This is a genomic window from Variovorax sp. KBS0712 (assembly GCF_006323185.2).
Classification (GTDB): domain Bacteria; phylum Pseudomonadota; class Gammaproteobacteria; order Burkholderiales; family Burkholderiaceae_C; genus Variovorax; species Variovorax boronicumulans.
In genome coordinates, this window is sequence record NZ_VCCD02000005.1 from 93,640 (window position 1) to 112,744 (window position 19,105).

Here is a 19,105-nt window from a genome sequence, read left to right on the forward strand (position 1 = left end):
TTTTTTTCTCGTGGGGAACACAACACGCGAACGATCAATCGATCGCTCGCGTGGTCGAAGAAAGCGTCAGCTGACGGTGGCTTCGTCGGTGCGGGTGTCGCCGCGGTTGTCCTTCCAGGTCACGGCGATCTTGTCGCCGGCCTTCGCGCCCTTCAGCGTGAACTGCATGAAGGGGTTCTTCGACACTGCCGGGCCCCAGTCGGCCGTGAGCACGGTCTTGCCGTTGAGCGAGGCCGTGACCTCCTGGATGAACCAGGCGGGAATCGTCTTGCCGGCGGCGTCCTTGCGCTGGCCGGTTTCCATTTCGTGCGCCATGAGGATGCGCACGGTCGTCTTGTCGCCCGCGGCCTGGGCGCGGATGCGCATGGGATCTGCCATGGTGGTCTCCTTCTTCTCGTCGTGTTCTGTGTGTGAAGCCCGTCGCTCAGCCGCCGCAGCCGCCGAGCGTGACCTTGACTTCCTTCTTGGCGAAGAGCGCCTTGCCGTCGTTCATGACCGCGATCGCGTACACGTCGGACGACTGGCCCAGCTTGGCGCGCGTGGTGAAGTTCGACTCGACGAACTCCGAGGTGTTGAAGATCGCGACCACGGCGTTGGGGTTCTTCTCGACCAGCAGCATGAGCTGCTTCACGCCGGGCAAGGCGGTGGCCACGCTGAGCGGCACCACGGCGCCGTTCTCGGCGATGTCGGGGCCGGTGATGGTGACGTCCTTGCTCTCGGTGGGCGCGCCGGTGACGCCGACGGCCTTGAGCGCGTCGGCCACGCTCTTGGCGTCGAAGGCGTCTTTGGAATACGCGAGGGCGGTGGCGGGGAGCCAGCCGGCGGTGGCCGCCAGGCCTGCGAGGGCGGCGGACTGCGTGAGCATCTGTCTGCGGTTTTTCATGGGGTTGTCTCCTGTCGAATCATGGTCCGGCGCTGTCGGCGAGCCAGCGTGCGATGGCCTTGGCATCATCGTCGCCGAGGGTCTGCGGCGGCATCGGGATCGCCCCCCAGACACCGGTGCTGCCCGCCTTGATCTTCTGCAGCAGGTGGTCGGTCTGGCCGGGGTACTTCTTCGCGATGTCCGAGAAGGCCGGGCCGACGAGCTTCTGCGTCATGCCGTGGCAGGCGGTGCAGCTGTTCTTCTCGAGCAGCGCCACGGGCACTTTCGGTGCCGCGGCAGCCGGTGCGCTGGTCTTCACTGCAGCAGCGGGCGCGGCGGTGGCGATGCCGCGCTGCGCACCCACCAGCCGGTTCTGGTCGGCGAGGTTGCCGTGGCTGCCGCGCGCATGCGGCGGCAGTTGCGCGACGGACGACGCCGCCGGCACGCAGTCGCGCATGCAGGCCACGGCCGACACGTCGGGCTTGGCCGCGCGGCCGAACTCGCTGCCGGGCCACATCGCGTGCGCGGTGGTGCCGCCGTTGCGATTGGGCATGCGGGCCTGCACCTCGCGGATGTTCTTGTCGGACAGCGTGAAATCGTCGGGCACGATGCCGCCGAGGTTCAGCATGTAGGCGGTGACGGCGTACACGTCGTCGGGTGTCAACGACTTGGGCTGGTTCCACGGCATGGCGCGGTACACGTAGTCCCACACGGTCGACAGGCTCGTGACCTTCATCAGCGTGGTGCGGCCCGGGAAGGCCGGGTCTTTCAGGCGCGCGACGTGGCCGCTCTTGATGTCCTCGGCCGTGGTGCCGCCGACGATGGGGCTGAACACCTGGTTCGATTCGCCGAACACGCCGTGGCACGAGGCGCACTTGCCTTCCCACAGGTCCTGCCCGCGCGTGACCGAGCCCGAGCCGGGCGGCAGGCCCTTGAAGTCGGGGCGCACGTCGATGTCCCACGCGGCCACTTCCTTGGGCGTGGCGTCGCGGCCGATGCCGGCGTAAGCAGCATCTGCCCGCCCGAGGGCGTGGTCACGACGCTCTTGCATTCCTGGATGCTGGTGTACTGGCGGTGCTGGCCGTCGGGCATGAGGTCGACGTAGTGCACGGTCTCGTCCTTGGCGCCGTAGGGCTGGTCGCCGAGTTCGATGCGGCGCAGGTACTTGACCCAGCTCACGCCCTGCACGCCCGGCACCACGAGCCGCAGCGGGTAGCCCTGCTCGGGCCGCAGCATCTCGCCGTTCTGGCCATAGGCCACGAGCACCTCGCCCGAGCGGATCAGGCTCATGGGAATGGTGCGCGTCATCGACGAACCGTCGGCGCCTTCGGCGAGCACGAAGCGCTCGCCCTTGAGGTCGGCGCCCGCCATCTCGAGCAGCGTGATCAGCGGCACGCCGGTGAACTCGCTGCACGACAGCATGCCGTGCGTGTACTGGGCCGTCGGCACGGCGACGTTGCCCCACTCCATGCCGGTGTTGGCGCCGCACTCGATGAAGTGAAAGCGCGACACCGAGGGCAGACGCATCAGCTCGTCGAGCGTGAAGACCTTCGGCGTCTTCACCATGCCGTTGACCATCAGGCGGTGCTTGGACGGATCGATGTCCCACCAGCCCTGGTGGTGCCGCTCGAAGTGCAGGCCGCTGGGCGTGACGATGCCGAACAGCGACTGCAGCGGCGCGAACGACACCGAGGCCTGCGCGGTCGGCGTGAGCCCCGGGCTCTGGCGGCGCTGCACGTTGGCTTCGTACTTGGAAGGCTTGCCGTAGCCGTCGGTGACGACCGGCTGGCCGAGGCCCGTGCTGTGCGCGGGCAGGTTCAGGATGGCGGGGTCGCCGTCGCCCGCTGCGGTGCGCGTTTGCGCGAGCGCGGACGACGTGGCCGCCGTGCCTGCGACGGCCGCGGCGAAGGCGTTGCGGATGAAGTCGCGTCGCCCCTTGCCGGCTTCGGCGAAGACGGAACGCACGCCCTGTGCGTCGAGAAAGTTCTCGGGCGCCTTGCGCACCTGCCCGGTCTGCTGGATGCTGCCGCTCATCGCGTCGCGTCCGTGGGCCTTACTTGGCGCCGCCCAACACCCAGGCGGCCAGCGCCTTGGCATCGGCCTCGCTCATCGCGGGCTGCGCGGGCATGGGCACGGCGCCCCACTTGCCGGTGCTGCCCTTCTGGATGCTCGCGGTGAGCGCGGCCAGCGCGTCGGCCTGGCCGGTGTACTTCTTCGCGACGTCGAGGTAGGCGGGGCCGACCAGCTTCTTGTCGACCGCGTGGCAGGCGAGGCAGGCGTTCTTCTGGGCCAGTTCCTTGTTGGCAAGGGCCGGTGTCGACAGCAGCAAGGCGGTGACAGCGACGGCGAGCGACGGCAGCAGCAACTTCAATTCGGTCTCCTCGAAACGCGCCCCGAAGCGGCCGGTTTCATCGTTAAATAAGTAAATCGTTATGTATTGATTTTAGGGACGATCGTGAACAAGGGAAGGGCTTTGCTCTTGGGGGAAACCCGTTCGGTTTCGCCATGCATAACGTCAACCGCGCACGGCGGTGCGTGCTTGCTGCAGGCGTGCTTCGAGGTAGGCGCCGTAGAAGTCCGAGTCGCCGCCGGTCAGGCGCTCGGCGACCTCGCGGCCGTTGCGGCCGAAGAAGAGCACGGTCGGTGCGACGCTGACGTGCCACGCCTTGATGAGCGCGTCGTGCGTGCGCGCTGTGCCATCGAAATCGCGCACGCTGCGTGGATCACGAAAGTCGATCTGCACCACGGGCAGGCCCGCGGCGAGTTCGGGCATGAGGTAGTGCTCGCGCGCGATCTTGCAGAAGGGGCAGCCCTGCAGGCTGGCCATGACGACCAGCGGTTGCGCGCGGGCCAGCGCCGCCGCGAGCGCGCCGGCCAGCGAGGCAGGCGCGGGCAACTGCACATCGGCCGCATGCACGGCCACTGGCGCGACGCACCACGCGGCGAGGCCCGCAACGAGCTGCCGGCGCGTGCGGTCGCCGCTCATCGCGCTTCCTGCTCCAGCAGCAGATAGGTGTTGTAGGCGTTCATGCGGTTGGCCACCTTGAACAGCGGCCAGGCCTCGAAGCGCGACCAGTCGGTGGCGGCGTAGGCCTCGTCGAAAGGTGTCATCTCGGTCGCGGCCTTCTGCATCGCGCCGCGCAGGAAGACGAGGTAGTCGCGCGTCTGCCGCAGGTCTTGCGCCGGGTCGTCCGACGCGGGGCCGTGGCCCGGCACGATGGTGCGTGCGTCGAGCGCGAGCAGCACGTCGAGCGACGCGATCCAGTGCCGGCTATCGGCCGAGCCCACATACGGCGTGCGGTTGCGGAACACGATGTCGCCGGTGAACAGCACCTTCTGCTGCGGCAGGAAGATGGCGAGGTCTTCGGGCGTGTGCGCGGGGCCGGCGGGCTGGATCACGAAGCGCGTGCCGCCAATCGTCAGCTCGGTGCGCCCGTCGATCCACACGTCGGCCGGCACCAGCCGCGTGCGCTCGTCGATCCACGGCGCGAGTTCCTGGCGCGAGGCCTCGAGCCGCAGCCGCGCGGTGTCGGACGTGAGGTAGGTCTTGCCCCGCGCGTGCGCCACGATCTGCGCGCCCAGCGCCTTGAACACCTGCAGGCCGTAGATGTGATCGGCGTGGTAGTGCGTGAGGATGACGTGGCTGATCGGCTTGGGCGTGAGCTTGCGGATCTCCTCCACCATGCGCTCGGCGACGGCGGGCGAGCCGAGCGCGTCGATCATCACGACGCTGTCGCGCGTGACGACGAAGCCGGCGTTGGAGATGAAGTTCTGGTTCTCCTTCGAGCCCAGCGCGGGAATGCCCTGCACGTAGTAGATGTCGGGCGCCACCGGCAGCGGGCGGATCTCGGGGGCCGCGAACGCGGCACTGGCGCTCAGCCAGAGCGCAGCGCACATCAGCAGCGCCTTCGCGCGAACGGCGGTGGGCCGGCACGGGAACATCGTGGGTCGTCTCCTGCGGGCTCGGCGGCGAGGGCCGCGGGCTTGCCCGGCTGTAAATATAAGCAGAAGATGATATTTTGCGGGCAACGACAACAGCCAGAGGGTTTCCCCATGAGACACGCATTCATCGCTTTCCTGCTCGCCATGGTCGCCACGTTCGCGGGCGCGCAGGAGACCAAGGTGGTCTACCATGTCAACACCGGCGTGGAGAGCAGCGCCGCCATCCTGGCGAACATCACGAACCACCTGAACGCGGACCCGAAGGCGAAGATCGTGGTGGTCACGCACGGCCCCGGCATCGACTTCCTGCTGAGCGACGCGAAGGACAGCCGGGGCCGCGAGTTCAGCGGCCCGGTGAGCGCGCTGGCCGGGCGCGGCGTGGAGTTCAAGGTGTGCAACAACACGCTGACCACGCGCAGCATCGACGCGGGCAAGCTGCTGATGGAAACCAAGGTGGTGCCCTCGGGCGTGGCCGAGGTGGCGCGGCTGCAGGCGAAGGAAGGCTACGTCTACCTGAAGCCCTGAGGCGCGAAAGCCGGCTGACGCCGGCCTTCTTCTTCTTTTCTTATTCCTGCTCGATGGCGATCTGCACGCAGATGCTGCGGCACAGCGCCACCACGGTCTCGTTCGCGATGCTGTAGTAGATGCTCACGCCGTCGCGGCGCCGTGCGAGCACGCCCGCCTGGTAGAGCGTGTTCAGGTGCTGCGACATGTTGGGCTGCGTGGTGTCGATCTGCGCGAGCAGCTCGCTCACGTTCTTCTCGCCGTTGCACAGCAGGCTCACGATCTTCAGCCGCATGGGCGCGGCCATGGCCCGGAACAGGTCGGCGGCCATGTCGAAGACCTCGTCCTCGGTGACAGCCGCGGACTTCTTACGGGGTTTGGTGGCCATGCTGAATAGGTTCATGCGCAGGTCGCAATGTACATCGGCGTCTGGCGGCGCGAGCGATGTCCCGGCGGCCGTACGGCGATTGCGCGCCGCCGCCGCGTCACAAAAGCGACGCGCTGCCCGTCTTCGGGGTGCGGGGATGTCCCCGCGCAACCACCCGGAGCACCCACCATGCACGCGACGCCAAAGATAGCCCTGCCCTATCGGGGCCATTGCCACGTCTTTCTCGACAGCGTTCGGACGCGATCTAATAATCAAAGCACTTTCTTTGATAAAAAAGCAGGTTGCGTATGAACAAACAATCCAGGACCTGGCTCGGCGCCGGTCTCACGGTCGCGGTGCTGGGCGCGGCGGGCTACGGGCTCGTGGCGAAGTTCCAGCCGGCCCATGCACAGGGCGGCGCCATGCCGCCGGCCAAGGTGGCGGTCGCCCCCGCGCGACAGACCGAGATGGCGCGCTTTCTCGGCGGCATCGGCACGCTGGAGGCCAACCGGCAGGTCGAGGTGCCGGCCGAGGTGGAGGGACGGGTCGCGAAGATCCTGTTCACGCCGGGCGCGCAGGTGCGTGCCGGCCAGCTGCTGGTGCAGCTGAACGATGCACCCGAGCAGGGCGACCTCGAACGGCTGCGCGCCCAGCAGGCCAATGCCAGGGCCCTGCTCGAACGCACGCGCCGCCTGCTGCCGCAGCAGGCGGCCACGCAGGAGCAGATGGAGCAGGCGCAGGCCGCCTTCGACCAGGCCAGCGGCGAGCTGCGCCGCGTGCAGGCGCTCATCGAGCAGAAGCACATCCGGGCGCCGTTCGACGGCGTGCTGGGCATCCGCAAGGTCAACCTCGGCCAGTTCGTGCGCGCCGGCGATGCGCTGGTGTCGCTCACCGATGCGCGCACGCTGTTCGCCAACCTCACGCTGCCCGAGAACGCGCTGCCGGCGCTCAAGCGCAACCAGGCGGTGGCGCTCGCGGTCGACGCCTACCCGGGCCGCGTGTTCCCCGCGAAGCTCAGCGCCATCGAACCCATGATCGGCAGCGACACGCGCACCGTGCGGCTGCAGGCCACGGTCGACAACGCCGACGGCGCGCTCACGCCCGGCATGTACGTCAACGCCAAGGTGGTGCTGCCCGCGCGCGCCGACGCCATCGCGGTGCCTGAAACCGCCATCACCTACAGCACGCACGGCGACTCGGTGTTCGTGGTGCGCGCCGGCGACAAGGGCGACGGCTTCTCGGTGCAGCAGGTGTTCGTGAAGACCGGCGAGCGGCAAGACGGCCTGGTCGTGGTCGAGCAAGGCCTGAAGGCCGGTGAACAGGTCGTCACCTCGGGCCAGCTGCGCCTGTACAACGGCGCCGCCGTGGCCCCGGCCGCGAAGGACACGCTGGCCCTGCAGGACGCGAAGTCATGAAGTTCACCGACCTCTTCGTGCGCCGGCCCGTGCTGGCGCTGGTGGTGAGCACGCTCATCCTGCTGCTCGGCGCGCGTGCGCTGGTCGACCTGCCGGTGCGCCAGTACCCGCTCACCGAGAGCACCACGCTCACCATCACCACGCAGTACCCCGGCGCCTCGCCGGAGCTGATGCAGGGCTTCGTCACGCAGCCCATCGCGCAGGCGGTGGCGACCATCGAGAACGTCGACTACCTCTCGTCTTCGTCCACGCTGGGCCGCAGCGTGATCAGCGTGCGCATGAAGCTCAACGCCGACGCCAACCAGGCGCTCACGCAGGCCATGGCGCAGGTCAGTCAGGTGAAGTACCGGCTGCCGGCCGAGGCCTTCGACCCGGTGATCCTCAAGTCGTCGGGCGAGGCCACGGCCGTCGCCTACGTGGGCTTCTCGAGCAAGACCATGCCCGTGCCGCAGCTCACCGACTACCTCTCGCGCGTGGTGCAGCCGCAGTTCGCGTCGATCGAGGGCGTCTCGGGCGTCGAGGTGTCGGGCGGGCAGACGCTGGCGATGCGCGTGTGGCTGGACGCCAACCGCATGGCCGCGCGCGGCATCTCGGCCGGCGAGCTGGCCGACGCGCTGCGCCAGAACAACGTGCAGGCCGCACCCGGGCAGGTGAAGGGCCTGTACGTGGTGTCGAACATCCGCGTGAACACCGACCTGGTGAACGTGGCCGAGTTCCGCGACATGGTCATCAAGCGCGACGGTGAGGCCATCGTGCGGCTGGGCGACGTGGCCACCGTGGAACTGGGCGCGGCGAGTGCCGACAGCAGCGCGACGATGGACGGCGACAAGGCCATCTACCTCGGCCTGCAGGCCGCGCCCAACGGCAACCCGCTGGTGATCGTGAAGCGCATCCGCGACCTGCTGCCCGGCATCAAGCAGAACCTCCCGCCGGGCGTGGAGGTGCAGCTGCCCTTCGAGCTCGCGCGCTTCATCGAGGCCTCGATCGACGAGGTGCAGAAGACGCTGCTCGAAGCCATCGCCATCGTGGTGCTGGTGATCTTCCTGTGCCTGGGCTCGCTGCGCGCGGTGCTCATTCCGGTGGTGACGATTCCGCTGTCGATGCTGGGCGCGGCGGCGCTGATGCTGCTGTTCGGCTTCAGCATCAACCTGCTCACGCTGCTGGCGATGGTGCTGGCCATCGGCCTGGTGGTGGACGACGCCATCGTGGTGGTCGAGAACGTGCACCGCCACATCGAGGAAGGCAAGTCGCGCGTGCAGGCCGCGCTGATCGGCGCACGCGAAGTGGCCGGCCCGGTGATCGCGATGACGCTCACGCTGGCCGCGGTGTACGCGCCCATCGGCCTCATGGGCGGGCTCACGGGCTCGCTGTTCAAGGAGTTCGCCTTCACGCTCGCGGGTGCGGTGGTGGTGTCGGGCGTGATCGCGCTCACGCTGTCGCCGGTGATGAGCTCGTTCCTGCTGCCGCAGGACGCCACGGCGGGCCGCATGGCGCGCTATGCCGAGGCCTTCTTCCACAAGCTCGCCACGGCCTACGGGCGGCTGCTCGGCGTGTCGCTGCACCACCGCTGGGTCACGGGCCTGCTGGCTGCGGCCGTGCTCGTGAGCCTGCCCTTTTTGTACAACGCGGCGCAGCGCGAGCTGGCGCCCGGCGAGGACCAGGCGATGGTGATGACCGTCATCAAGTCGCCGCAGCACGCCAACATCGACTACGTCGAGAAGTTCGGCCAGAAGTGGGACGAGGTGCTGGCCAAGCTGCCCGAGAACACCGGTCGCTGGCTCATCAACGGCTCGGACGGCGTCTCCAACAGCATCGGCGGCGTGCAGCTGTCCGACTGGAACGCTCGCCAGCGCAACGCCGACCAGATCCAGGGCGACGTGCAGGGCGGCATGAACGAGGTCGAGGGCAGCAGCGTGTTCGCCTTTCAGCTGCCGTCGCTTCCCGGTTCGACCGGCGGGCTTCCGGTGCAGATGGTGATCCGCAGCGCGGGCGACCACCGCAGCGTGTTCGAGGCGATGGAAACGCTGAAGAAGGCGGCGCGCGAGAGCGGCAAGTTCGCCGTGGTCGACAGCGACCTGGAGTTCAACAACCCCGTGACCGAGGTGCGCGTGGACCGCGCCAAGGCCAACAGCATGGGCGTGACCATGAAGGCCATCGGCGACACGCTGGCCGTGCTGGTGGGCGAGAACTACGTCAACCGCTTCGGCATGGACGGGCGCTCGTACGACGTGATTCCGCAGTCGCCGCGTGACCAGCGGCTCACGGCCGAGGCCCTGTCGCGCTACTTCGTGAAGAGCGCGAGCGGCCAGCCTGTGCCGCTGGCCAACCTGGTGCAGCTGTCGACCAGCGTGGGGCCCAACAAGCTCACGCAGTTCAACCAGCTCAACGCCGCCACCTTCCAGGCCATTCCGATGCCGGGCGTGACCATGGGCGACGCCGTGGCGTTCCTCAGCGAAGAGGCGAAGAAGCTGCCGGCCGGCTTCAGCTACGACTGGCAGTCGGACGCGCGCCAGTTCACGCAGGAAGGCTCGGCGCTGGTGATGGCCTTCGTGTTCGCGATCGTGGTGATCTACCTGGTGCTGGCCGCGCAGTACGAAAGCCTGCGCGACCCGCTGATCATCCTGGTCAGCGTGCCGATGTCGATCTGCGGCGCGCTGGTGCCGCTGGCGCTGGGCTTTGCCACCATCAACATCTACACGCAGATCGGGCTGGTGACGCTCATCGGGCTCATCAGCAAGCACGGCATCCTGATGGTGGAGTTCGCCAACGAGATCCAGGAACGCCTGAACCTGGAGCGCCGCGCCGCCATCGAGCAGGCCGCGCGCATCCGGCTGCGCCCGATCCTGATGACCACGGCCGCGATGGTGGTGGGCCTGGTGCCGCTGCTGTTCGCCAGCGGCGCGGGCGCCAACAGCCGCTTCAGCATCGGCCTGGTGATCGTGGTCGGCATGCTGGTGGGCACGCTGTTCACGCTGTTCGTGCTGCCCACCATGTACACGCTGCTGGCGCGCGACCACCGCACGGTGGGCCGCTCGCAGCGCGCCGCCGAACTCGAGGCGCTCGTGGCGCGCGAGCCTGCCGGCGACACCGTCTGAGACACCGGGAGCATGACCATGACGACAAGAAGACCCTTCTCCTACGCCGCACCGTTCGCCCTCAGCCTGCTGGTGCTGGCCGGTTGTGCGGTGGGGCCGAAGTACGCCGCGCCGAACGATGCGCCGGTGGCCATCGCCGCCCCCGAGCGCGCGCTGTTCGCGCCCGATGCGGTGCAGCGCGACTGGTGGCGCCAGCTCGACGACCCGCAACTCGACGCGCTCGTCGAGCGTGCGCTGGCCGGCAACCACGACATCCGCATCGCCCACGCGCGGCTCTTGGAAGCGCGTGCGATGCAGACCGAGGCCGAGCTCGACCGCCTGCCCGTGGTGACGCTGGGCGCGAGCAAGACGCGCAGCATTGCGCAGGGCAACGGCGTGCCGGCCGATGCGCGCACGCTGGCCCAGAGCAGCCGCGCCGGCTTCGACGCCGGCTGGGAGATCGACCTGTTCGGCCGGCTGCAGCGCCTGGACGAAGCCGCCACCGCGCGCGCCCAGGCCAGTGCGGCCGACCTCGAACAGGTGCGCATCGTGGCCGTGGCCGAACTGGCGCGCAACTACTACGAGATGCGTGGCGCCGAGCAGCGCCTGGCCGTGACGCAGCGCACCCTCGAGAGCCTGCGCCAGAGCCTGCGCGTGACCGAGGCGCAGGTGCGCACCGGGCGCGGCCTCGAAGGCGACCTGGCGAGCGCGCAGGCCAACCTGGCCAGCACCGAGAGCCAGCTGCCCGCGCTCGAGACCACGCGCCGCCAGGCCGCGCACCGCGTCGCCGTGCTGGCGGGCCTGCGCCCGGCCGAGCTGGCGCCCATGCTGCAGCCGCACCCGCTGCGCGTGCTCGACAAGCGCCTGCCCATCGGCGACCTGGGCGATCTGCTGCGCCGCCGGCCCGACGTGCTGCGCGCCGAGCGCGGCCTGGCCGCCAGCACCGCCGACGTGGGCGCGGCCACGGCCGAGCTGTACCCGCGCGTCGACATCGGCGGCTTCCTGGGCTTCATCGCGCTGCGCGGTGCCGACCTGGGCAGTTCGTCGAGCCGCGCCTTCAGCGTCACGCCCGGCGTGAGCTGGCCTGCGCTGCGGCTGGGCTCGGTCAAGGCCCGGCTGCGCGGCGCCGAGGCCCGTGCCGAGGGCGAGCGCGCCGTCTACGAGCAGACCGTGCTGCGCGCCATCGAGGACGTCGAAAGCGCCCTCACCGGCTACGGCCAGAACCAGCTGCGCCTGCAGCGGCTGCTGGAGGCCTCGGCCCGCAGCGGCCGCGCCGCCGAGCTGGCCGAAGTGCGCTACCGCGAAGGCGCCGCGCCCTACCTGAGCGTGCTCGACGCGCAGCGCACCCTGCTGCGCGCGCAGGATGCCGTGGCCGAGGCCGAAACCGCCTCGTTCACCAGCCTCGTGGCGCTGTACAAGGCGCTCGGCGGGGGGTGGCAAGCGCCCGAAGGGAGCGCCGGGCCGTCCCCAAGCTCCCTTGCTCCCCTCGGGGGACGGGCCCGGCTTGCCGGGTCCTGGGGGCCCATTCCAGCGAAGGGAGGCCCAACCACCTGACAATGACGCTGTTTTCTCTCCCCACGACCGAAGCCGCCATGTCCGCCCCCGATGCCACCAAGCCCACCTGGATGCCGCACCAGCCGGCAGACCGCATCCTCTCCACGCTGAAGACCCGCGGCGCGCTCGGCATCCCCGACATCGCCAAGGTGCTGCACGTGACGGTCGAGGCGGTGCGCCAGCAGATGTCCAAGCTCGAGACCGAAGGGCTGGTGGACGCCGAGAGCCGCTCCAGCGGCCGCGGCCGTCCGACCCAGATCTGGCGGCTCACCGGCGAGGGCCACCGGCGCTTTCCCGACACGCACGCCGAGATGACGGTGCAGATGATCAGCGCCGTGATCAGCGTGTTCGGCGAGAAGGGCATGGACCAGCTCATCGGCGCGCGCGAAGCCACCATGCGCGCCACCTACACCGAGGCCATGCGCGGCGCGCGCAACCTCGAGACGCGGCTCGAGCGGCTCGCGGACATCCGCAGCCGCGAGGGCTACATGGCCGAGTACCGGGCCGAGGGCGACGGCTTTCTCTTCATCGAGAACCACTGCCCCATCTGCACCGCGGCGCAGGCCTGCACCGGCTTTTGCCGCAGCGAACTGCAGCTCTTCGACGAGGTGCTGGGGCCCGAGGCCGACGTGAGCCGTGTCGAGCACGTGCTCGCGGGCGCGCGGCGCTGCGCCTACCGCATCGTGCCCAAGGCCCGCGCCTGAGCCACCTTTTTTTTTCATCCACCAACTAGAAAGAAAGACTCCACCATGGAACACACCCTTCCCCCGCTGCCGTACGCCATCGACGCGCTGGCTCCCGAGTATTCGAAGGAAACGCTCGAGTTCCACCACGGCAAGCACCACAACGCCTACGTGGTAAACCTGAACAACCTGCAAAAGGGCACCGAGTTCGAAGCGATGACGCTCGAAGAGATCGTCAAGAAGTCCAGCGGCGGCATCTACAACAACGCCGCGCAGATCTGGAACCACACCTTCTTCTGGAACTGCATGAAGCCGCAAGGCGGCGGCGCACCGACGGGCGCGCTGGCCAAGGCCATCGATGCCAAGTGGGGCAGCTACGACGCCTTCAAGGAAGCCTTCGTGAAGTCGGCCGTGGGCAACTTCGGCTCGGGCTGGACGTGGCTCGTGAAGAAGGCCGACGGCTCGGTGGACATCGTGAACACCGGCGCCGCCGGCACGCCGTTGACCACTGCCGACACCGCGCTGCTGACGGTCGACGTGTGGGAACACGCGTACTACATCGACTACCGCAACCTGCGCCCGAAGTTCGTCGAGACCTTCCTGGCCAAGCTGGCCAACTGGGACTTCGCAGCGAAGAACTTCGGCTGAAGCCCGCGCTGTCGGCATGAAGAAAAAGCCGGCCTGCGGGCCGGCTTTTTCATGGGCGCGCCGTCACCATCCAGTCGATCCAGCGCGCCACGTGCGCCTGGTCGAGGTCGAAGTAGTGGGTGTGGGCGCCCAGGCCGAGGCAGGCCTCGTGCTCGGCCGCGACGCACCAGGCTGGTGGCGTCGTCACCTGCTCGTAGGGCTTGTCGTCCTCGCCCCAGAGCCAGCGCCCGACGTAGTCGCCCGCCGTGTACAGGTTGACCCAGCGGGCCACGCCGACCTGGGCCGCGCTCGGCCCGCCGCCGTTCGCGTCTTCCGCCGTCACCCAGCCGTAGAGGTGCGGAAAGCGCGCCGCGTACAGCTGGCGCAGCGGGCAGCCGGCGGTGAGCAGCAGGAGCCGGCTCCTGTTCAGCGCCGCCCAGAGATCGGTCACCCGCGCATCGACCTGCTGCGCGGCGCGGAACTGCAGGTAGCGCAGCAGCTCGGTCGAGATCACCGTGCCCTGGCTGTGCGCCACGATCACGATGCGGTCGTAGCCCTGCGCCGCCACGTGCTCCAGCAGCGACACGTAGCGCGAGAAGATGCGCGCGCGCGGAATGGCGCGGCGCGGAAACTCGCGGAAGTGGCCGTCGACGTCCAGCGCCACGTCGAGCGGCATGCGCAGGCCCGGCACGGTGCGCGTGAGAAAACCGCCGAGCAACGAGACGGCGGCGGCCAGCGTGGCGGCGGTGAAGATCAGCGGCTTGAGGCCGCTTTGCGACAGCGCCGACACCCAGATCACCGCATCGTCGATCCACCCGCCGACCGAGACATTGCACTGCTTGAGCACCAGCAACAGGGCCACCGCGAAGGCGACCACCACGCTGGCGCTGGTCAGCACGGCGACGAAGCGGTCCAGCCGCCGGTAGCCCGCGCCGAGCCAGCGGCCCAGGCCCTGCGACGTGCCGAAGGCCACCTTGAGCTCGGCGAACAGGCTGGGCACCAGCACCGCCACCAGGTAGGCCAGCAGCGACAGCGTGAGGCCAGCCGTCAAGGCGAAGGCCTGCGTGCTCTTCTCATAGCGGCTGTGCAGGAAGTTCGCGCCGTCGGCCCAGTAGACGTCCTTGCCGAACCAGAACGGCGCGTAGTCGACGTCCTTCGCGCCGAGTTCCACGAGGTTCGTCAGCACGGCCCACGACACCATCGACAGCGCCACGAACGCCGCCACCGACACGAACAGCCCCAGCCGCCCCGTGGCGATGCTGGCGCGCGCGGCGGCGCCGCGGTCGGGCACCGTCTCCCCGGCGGGCAGCCAGGCGATGAGCAGCACGCCGGCCACGCCCCACCAGGCCACGACGCCCAACAGCAGGTACTCGACCACCCGCATGCCGGCGCGCACCCAGTGGCGCAGGTCGTCCGTGGCGCCCGCGGCCGAGGCGTTGATCGCCACGTGCACCAACAGCGCCGCCGCGGTCAGCGCCATCAGCCCCAGCCCCCAGGTGCGCGCCGCCGGAAAGCGGTCGCGCGCGATGCGCAGGGCACGGTCGGCCAACGCGGCGAGCAGCGCCAGCCAGGCCACGCCGACCACCCAGTGCGCGGGCACCAGCGCCCACAGGAACCAGCCCGCCAGCAGTGCGTACAGGCCCACCACGATCCGCGAGGAGGCCTGGGTGCGCGCCTGATAGCAGTACCACCAGATCGCCAGCACCGGCACCGCCACGGCCAGCACCCGGCGCAGCAGTTCGGTGAGCGACAACGCATGGGGCGCGGGCTCGACCCGCGCCAGCCCGCCGAGCCCCGCGATCACCAGCCCGACCAGCAGCAGCTGCAGGAAGAGGTTCGCCAGCAGGTTGGCAAAGGCCCAGTCGAGCGCGGTCTGCAGCGAGGCCAGGCAGGCCCAGCGCCGCGCGCCCGGAGGTCGGGGCTTCCTGTTCACACCCGCAGCTTCGGCGGCCCGGTCCACCGCATCGCGGCCCAGCTGCGAGAGGCGGAACACGATGGTGAAGAGCTCGGCGACGATGCGCGCCACCGAGCCCGGCAGGCGCGACAGGTCGGCCCAGTACATCTCGTGCACGTCGATGCGCTGCTGCACCGGCTGCCCGTGGGCATCGGTGGCGTCGCGCGTCATGCGCACGCGCGTGGCCTCGTAGGCCTCGTGGTCGGGCTCGGCGCGCTGCGACTTGAACAGCAGGTAGTCGCTGAAGGCGATGTCGGGGTTGCTCTTCTTCAGCTCGCGCGGCGTGAGCGGCCCGCGCCCCTTGGCGGCGCGCACCACGCCCGCGTCGTCGGCCTCGGCGGTCGAGATCCAGTCGTCGGCGCTGAAGTCCGAGGTCTTCGACTGCCGCATCGCCTTGCGCACGGGCGGCACGTAGGCCTTCTGCGCGGCGCCGCCTTCCGTGGCGGCCTTCTCGGTCTTGTCCTGATGCCCCGTGCGCTGCTGCACCATCGAGGTCAGCGGCGGCACCGGCAGGAGGTGGCTGTCGCAATCGGCCTGGCGGTAGGTGGCGCCGGGGCCGGGGTGGTTGAGCATCAGCGAGGCGATGGCGCGGGCCGTGTCGCCGGCCTTCTGGTCGGCCACGCCGTGGATGGCGATGACCGCGACGCGCTCGGGGCGCGCGGGTGGTTCAGGCGTTGACTGCTCGGGCGGCGGTGCGCGCATGTGGTGACTCCTCCATGCCAGGCCGGTGCATGGCAGGAGGAATTGTCCGCAGCGCGTCGCCCTTGGCTTCCCCCAAACGGGGGATGCCGGATGGACAGGGGCTCCTCAGACGTTGATGAGGTTCAGGATGTTCCCGTCGGGGTCCTTGAACCACGCGACCTTCATCTCGCCCATGACGTGGATGTCGCCCGCGAGCGTGGTGCCGGGCATGTCGTAGTGCTCGAAGCGCACGCCCTTGGCCTTGAGCGCGGCCACGAGGCGCTCGATGTCGCCGTCGACCGACCAGGTCACGGCCGTGGCCTGGTTGGTGCCCGCGAAGGCCGAGCGGTAGACGTTGAGCCGCGTGTTGCCGCTGCGGTAGACGATAACCTCGTCGCCTTCGGCATCGACCTGCGCGAGGCCGAGCGTGTCTTCGTAGAAGCGTCGGGCCACGGCGAGGTCTTTCACCGCCAGGTTGGCCACTGCGTTGATGTGTCCGAGCATGGGAGCCTCCTGCAAAGAGGATCGGCGCCCGGAAGCCGCCGAGCGCCGGGCGAGCCAGAAATACTCAACCATTTGGTGGAGTATTCGACGCGCGATGGGCGGTGTCAAGGCGTCCGAAAGTACGCACCGCCCCGCGTTCTGCCCCCGCCAGCCGAGACGAGGGCCATCGCGAACCGCGAAAACCCCGCGCCGGCAGTTCCGGCAGACTGCATCCCCCCTGCCCCCAGAACGAGACAATGCCCCCCATGACCCCATCGAACTTCCTCCGTCCGCTGGCCTTCGCGCTGGCCTTCACCGCCGTGGCGGCCACCGCCCCGGCCCACGCCCAGACCGCCGCCTACCCCGCCAAGCCGATCCGCATGGTCGTGCCCTTCCCGCCCGGCGGCGGCACCGACATCCTGGCGCGCCTGGTCGCGCAGAAGCTCACCGAGGCCAACCACTGGACCGTGGTGCCCGACAACCGCGCGGGCGCCGGCGGCACCATCGGCATCGCCGAGGCCGCGCGCGCCACGCCCACGGGCTACGACATCGTGATGGGCCAGAAGGACAACATGGTCGTCGCGCCCTGGCTCTACAAGAGCCTGAGCTACAACCCGGTGAAGGACCTCACGGCCGTGGCCCACGTGGCCTACACGCCCGTGGTGATCGTCACGCAGGCCAACTCGAAGTTCAAGACGCTGGACGACGTGGTGAAGGCCGCGCGCGCCGCGCCCGACACCATCACCTACGGCTCGCCGGGCAACGGCACCACCATCCACCTGGCCGGCGAGATCTTCAACGGCGCCGCCAAGATCAAGATGCGCCACGTGCCCTACAAGGGCTCCAACGCAGCCATGATGGACGTGCTCGCGGGCAACGTCGACCTGATGGTGTCGTCGGTGCCCTCGGCCATGGCGCAGATCAAGGCCGGCAAGCTGCGCCCGCTGGCGGTCACCTCCGCCAAGCGCAGCACCTCGCTGCCCGACACGCCCACAGTGGCCGAGCTGGGCTACAAGGACTTCGACGTGAGCACCTGGTACGGCGTGTTCGTGCCGGCCGGCACGCCCAAGGACATCGTCACCACGCTGAATGCGGCAGTCAACAAGCTGCTGGCCACGCCTGAAATGAAGGCGGCCATCATTGCCCAGGGCGCCGAGCCGCAGAGCATGACGCCGGAGCAGTTCGGTGCGCTGCTGAAGACCGACTACGAGAAGTGGAAGGGGATCGTGCAGGCCTCGGGCGCGACGATCGAGTAAGAGGGGTTTTCACCAGGAACACCGCGGAACCGGCTTTGCCGGGCCGCTGGTGTTGCCCCCGGCAGGGGGTTGGCGAAGCGACACGAAGTGCGCGAAGCCTGGGGGCGAGCTCAATCAGGCACGAACTTGGCGTTGAAGATCTCGACGTCCGCCGCATCCTCGAACGTCGCCACCTGCCCCATCTTTCCGTCGCTCATGCGGCAGGCCGAGAACAGGCTGTAGCGGCCCTTGAAATAGAACTCGTCCATCACGATCAGCGCGTACGGGTACGGCACGAACACCTGGTGCTCGAAGACGATGCGGTGCACGTTCCTCGGCGACGGGAAGAGCTTGTATTCGACGGTGTCGATGGACTTTGCGGTGGCCATGATGTGGTCGTCGCCGCGTTCAGGCCGGGTCGCGCACGTCGGCCACGGGGTTGCTGCCGAAGTCCGCGCGCGCCAGGTAGGCGAGCACCTTGGCCGCAGCGCTCTGGGGGCTGTCGAGCCGGCCTTCTTCCTTCATGCTCACGAAACGCGTGCGGTCCGGGAACTGTTCGGCCGACGCGCCGCGCAGCTGCACCTGCATGTCGGTGTCGATGATGCCGGGCGCCAGCGACACGATGCGCGTGCCGTTCGGTGCATGCACCTCCTCGAGCGCCACGGCGCGCGAGAAATGGTCCATGCCGGCCTTGGCCGCGCAATACGGCGCCTGGCTGCCCAGGGCGTTGCGGCCCAGGCCCGACGAGATGTTCAGCACCTTGCGCGCGCCGCGCCATTCGCGCGTGCCGCCCAGGAAAGCGGCCGTGAGCAGCATCGGCGCCTCGAGCCCGATGCGCAGCGCCTGCGCCAGTTCGGCCGGCACGGCGCGCGACAGCGGCGCGGGGTTGCCGACGGTGCCGGCGTTGTTGATGAGCGTGACGCTGTCGAAGCGCTGGCCGTCCAGCGTGCGCAGCCAGTCCGACAGGCGCGCCGCGGCGGCGACCGGGTCGGACAGGTCCTGCTCCCATTGCGTCAGTTCGGCACCGCCGGCCTTGGGGGCTTCGGCCAGTTCGGGCGAGGACTTGCGCGCAATGCCGAGCACCGTGTGGCCAGCCTGCAGCAGCTGTTCGGCCATGGCACGGCCCAGGCCGCGCGAGGCGCCGGTGATGACGGTGAGGTGGGAAGAGGCGGAGGTGGTCATGGTTGTGTAGGGGCAAGAGAAGGCCGCAAGGCTAAGGGATATCGAAAGGCCGCGCGCGTCAGCCGGTACGGAACTGGGCGCGCAGGAAGTTGCGATGCCGGGCGATGTGCTGCAGCTGCGCGGGTGCGATGGAGCCGCCGAGGTCGACCTCGTCCGCGCCGTTGAGCACCGCGTTGGCGTTCGCCATGGCGCGGGCCACGACCTCTTCCTCGCTCACGCCGAGCTGCGCCGCCAGGTCGAGCGCGACGCGGCGCATGGCGCGCTGCGACAGCATCCACATCGCGCCGAAGCGGTCCCAGGCCAGCGCGGCCTCTTCCGACTTCTCGCGGTCGGCCAGGATGTCCTTGAGCGGGCGCGCCAGGATCTCGTTGAGCGCGTCGATCTGTTCGCCCAAGGCCTCGGCGCGGTCGATGGCTTCTTCCAGCGTCGGGCCGTCGTCTTCCTCGTTGCGGGCCTGCGTGGCCTGTTGCTGCTGCGGCGGAAGAAAGCTCGCCTGTGCGTCGGCGGGAACGATCTGCAGGTGGTCGGAGAGGGCCATGTTT

General features: G+C 69.3%; 20 protein-coding genes. 7 read left to right on the top strand and 13 right to left on the bottom strand.

Features of this window, described 5'->3' with window-relative positions:
- Positions 1 to 66: 66 nt before the first annotated feature.
- From soxZ to FFI97_RS31175, 7 genes are all read right to left on the bottom strand, one after another.
- On the bottom strand, positions 67 to 378 hold the full coding sequence (soxZ, locus tag FFI97_RS31145; protein ID WP_172438442.1) for a thiosulfate oxidation carrier complex protein SoxZ: 312 nt from the start codon (positions 376 to 378) through the stop codon (positions 67 to 69).
- A 46-nt stretch (positions 379 to 424) separates the two neighbouring features.
- Entirely contained in the window at positions 425 to 883 is a 459-nt protein-coding gene (soxY, locus tag FFI97_RS31150) for a thiosulfate oxidation carrier protein SoxY (protein WP_056576806.1), read from the bottom strand.
- A gap of 19 nt (positions 884 to 902) precedes the next feature.
- Positions 903 to 1,718: a c-type cytochrome gene (locus tag FFI97_RS31155; protein WP_260685231.1), complete on the bottom strand. Its 816-nt coding sequence runs from the start codon at positions 1,716 to 1,718 to the stop codon at positions 903 to 905.
- Complete coding sequence (locus FFI97_RS31160; RefSeq protein WP_260685233.1) at positions 1,631 to 2,896, bottom strand: molybdopterin-dependent oxidoreductase; 1,266 nt, start codon at positions 2,894 to 2,896, stop codon at positions 1,631 to 1,633. Before FFI97_RS31160 ends, FFI97_RS31155 begins: the two co-directional genes overlap by 88 nt.
- A gap of 19 nt (positions 2,897 to 2,915) precedes the next feature.
- Positions 2,916 to 3,233, bottom strand: a complete 318-nt coding sequence (locus FFI97_RS31165) for a c-type cytochrome (RefSeq protein WP_062473853.1) — start codon at positions 3,231 to 3,233, stop codon at positions 2,916 to 2,918.
- A gap of 144 nt (positions 3,234 to 3,377) precedes the next feature.
- Positions 3,378 to 3,848, bottom strand: a complete 471-nt coding sequence (locus FFI97_RS31170) for a hypothetical protein (RefSeq protein WP_139700529.1) — start codon at positions 3,846 to 3,848, stop codon at positions 3,378 to 3,380.
- Positions 3,845 to 4,804, bottom strand: coding sequence for an MBL fold metallo-hydrolase (locus tag FFI97_RS31175; protein WP_139700531.1), 960 nt, complete (start codon positions 4,802 to 4,804; stop codon positions 3,845 to 3,847). The genes FFI97_RS31170 and FFI97_RS31175 overlap by 4 nt, the downstream gene beginning before the upstream one ends.
- Positions 4,805 to 4,915: 111 nt before the next feature.
- On the opposite strand from FFI97_RS31175, the gene FFI97_RS31180 reads away from it, so the two are divergent.
- Positions 4,916 to 5,329 (top strand): DsrE family protein, encoded by a 414-nt coding sequence (locus FFI97_RS31180; protein ID WP_095747122.1) that lies wholly within the window; start codon positions 4,916 to 4,918, stop codon positions 5,327 to 5,329.
- A gap of 40 nt (positions 5,330 to 5,369) precedes the next feature.
- Here FFI97_RS31180 and FFI97_RS31185 read toward each other — a convergent pair whose 3' ends face one another.
- Complete coding sequence (locus tag FFI97_RS31185; RefSeq protein ID WP_062473861.1) at positions 5,370 to 5,696, bottom strand: ArsR/SmtB family transcription factor; 327 nt, start codon at positions 5,694 to 5,696, stop codon at positions 5,370 to 5,372.
- 287 nt (positions 5,697 to 5,983) lie between these two features.
- Here FFI97_RS31185 and FFI97_RS31190 point away from each other — a divergent pair, with 287 nt between their 5' ends.
- The 5 genes from FFI97_RS31190 to FFI97_RS31210 are packed head-to-tail and all read left to right on the top strand — an operon-like array spanning position 5,984 to position 13,049.
- Entirely contained in the window at positions 5,984 to 7,090 is a 1,107-nt protein-coding gene (locus FFI97_RS31190) for an efflux RND transporter periplasmic adaptor subunit (protein WP_139700533.1), read from the top strand.
- On the top strand, positions 7,087 to 10,185 hold the full coding sequence (locus tag FFI97_RS31195; protein ID WP_139700535.1) for a MexW/MexI family multidrug efflux RND transporter permease subunit: 3,099 nt from the start codon (positions 7,087 to 7,089) through the stop codon (positions 10,183 to 10,185). The genes FFI97_RS31190 and FFI97_RS31195 overlap by 4 nt, the downstream gene beginning before the upstream one ends.
- A gap of 12 nt (positions 10,186 to 10,197) precedes the next feature.
- Positions 10,198 to 11,718: an efflux transporter outer membrane subunit gene (locus FFI97_RS31200; protein WP_409574659.1), complete on the top strand. Its 1,521-nt coding sequence runs from the start codon at positions 10,198 to 10,200 to the stop codon at positions 11,716 to 11,718.
- A 38-nt stretch (positions 11,719 to 11,756) separates the two neighbouring features.
- Positions 11,757 to 12,422 (top strand): helix-turn-helix transcriptional regulator, encoded by a 666-nt coding sequence (locus tag FFI97_RS31205; RefSeq protein WP_070063058.1) that lies wholly within the window; start codon positions 11,757 to 11,759, stop codon positions 12,420 to 12,422.
- A 45-nt stretch (positions 12,423 to 12,467) separates the two neighbouring features.
- Positions 12,468 to 13,049 carry a superoxide dismutase gene (locus FFI97_RS31210; RefSeq protein WP_139700538.1) on the top strand — a complete coding sequence of 194 codons (582 nt, stop codon included), beginning with the start codon at positions 12,468 to 12,470 and terminating at the stop codon, positions 13,047 to 13,049.
- A gap of 49 nt (positions 13,050 to 13,098) precedes the next feature.
- Here the strand turns inward: FFI97_RS31210 and FFI97_RS31215 are convergent, their stop codons facing one another.
- Both FFI97_RS31215 and FFI97_RS31220 read right to left on the bottom strand, forming a co-directional pair.
- Positions 13,099 to 15,684, bottom strand: a complete 2,586-nt coding sequence (locus FFI97_RS31215; protein ID WP_139700540.1) for a hypothetical protein — start codon at positions 15,682 to 15,684, stop codon at positions 13,099 to 13,101.
- Between the two features lie 105 nt (positions 15,685 to 15,789).
- Positions 15,790 to 16,167, bottom strand: coding sequence for a VOC family protein (locus FFI97_RS31220; RefSeq protein ID WP_139700542.1), 378 nt, complete (start codon positions 16,165 to 16,167; stop codon positions 15,790 to 15,792).
- 245 nt (positions 16,168 to 16,412) lie between these two features.
- On the opposite strand from FFI97_RS31220, the gene FFI97_RS31225 reads away from it, so the two are divergent.
- Entirely contained in the window at positions 16,413 to 17,402 is a 990-nt protein-coding gene (locus tag FFI97_RS31225; protein ID WP_139700544.1) for a Bug family tripartite tricarboxylate transporter substrate binding protein, read from the top strand.
- A 110-nt stretch (positions 17,403 to 17,512) separates the two neighbouring features.
- Here the strand turns inward: FFI97_RS31225 and FFI97_RS31230 are convergent, their stop codons facing one another.
- Genes FFI97_RS31230 through FFI97_RS31240 form a run of 3 tightly spaced genes read right to left on the bottom strand, consistent with a single transcriptional unit; the run spans position 17,513 to position 19,101 of the window.
- Positions 17,513 to 17,770: a hypothetical protein gene (locus FFI97_RS31230; protein ID WP_062473877.1), complete on the bottom strand. Its 258-nt coding sequence runs from the start codon at positions 17,768 to 17,770 to the stop codon at positions 17,513 to 17,515.
- Positions 17,771 to 17,789: 19 nt separating this feature from the next.
- Positions 17,790 to 18,563 carry an SDR family NAD(P)-dependent oxidoreductase gene (locus tag FFI97_RS31235; protein WP_139700546.1) on the bottom strand — a complete coding sequence of 258 codons (774 nt, stop codon included), beginning with the start codon at positions 18,561 to 18,563 and terminating at the stop codon, positions 17,790 to 17,792.
- Between the two features lie 58 nt (positions 18,564 to 18,621).
- On the bottom strand, positions 18,622 to 19,101 hold the full coding sequence (locus tag FFI97_RS31240) for a hypothetical protein (RefSeq protein ID WP_062473882.1): 480 nt from the start codon (positions 19,099 to 19,101) through the stop codon (positions 18,622 to 18,624).
- Positions 19,102 to 19,105 lie beyond the last annotated feature (4 nt).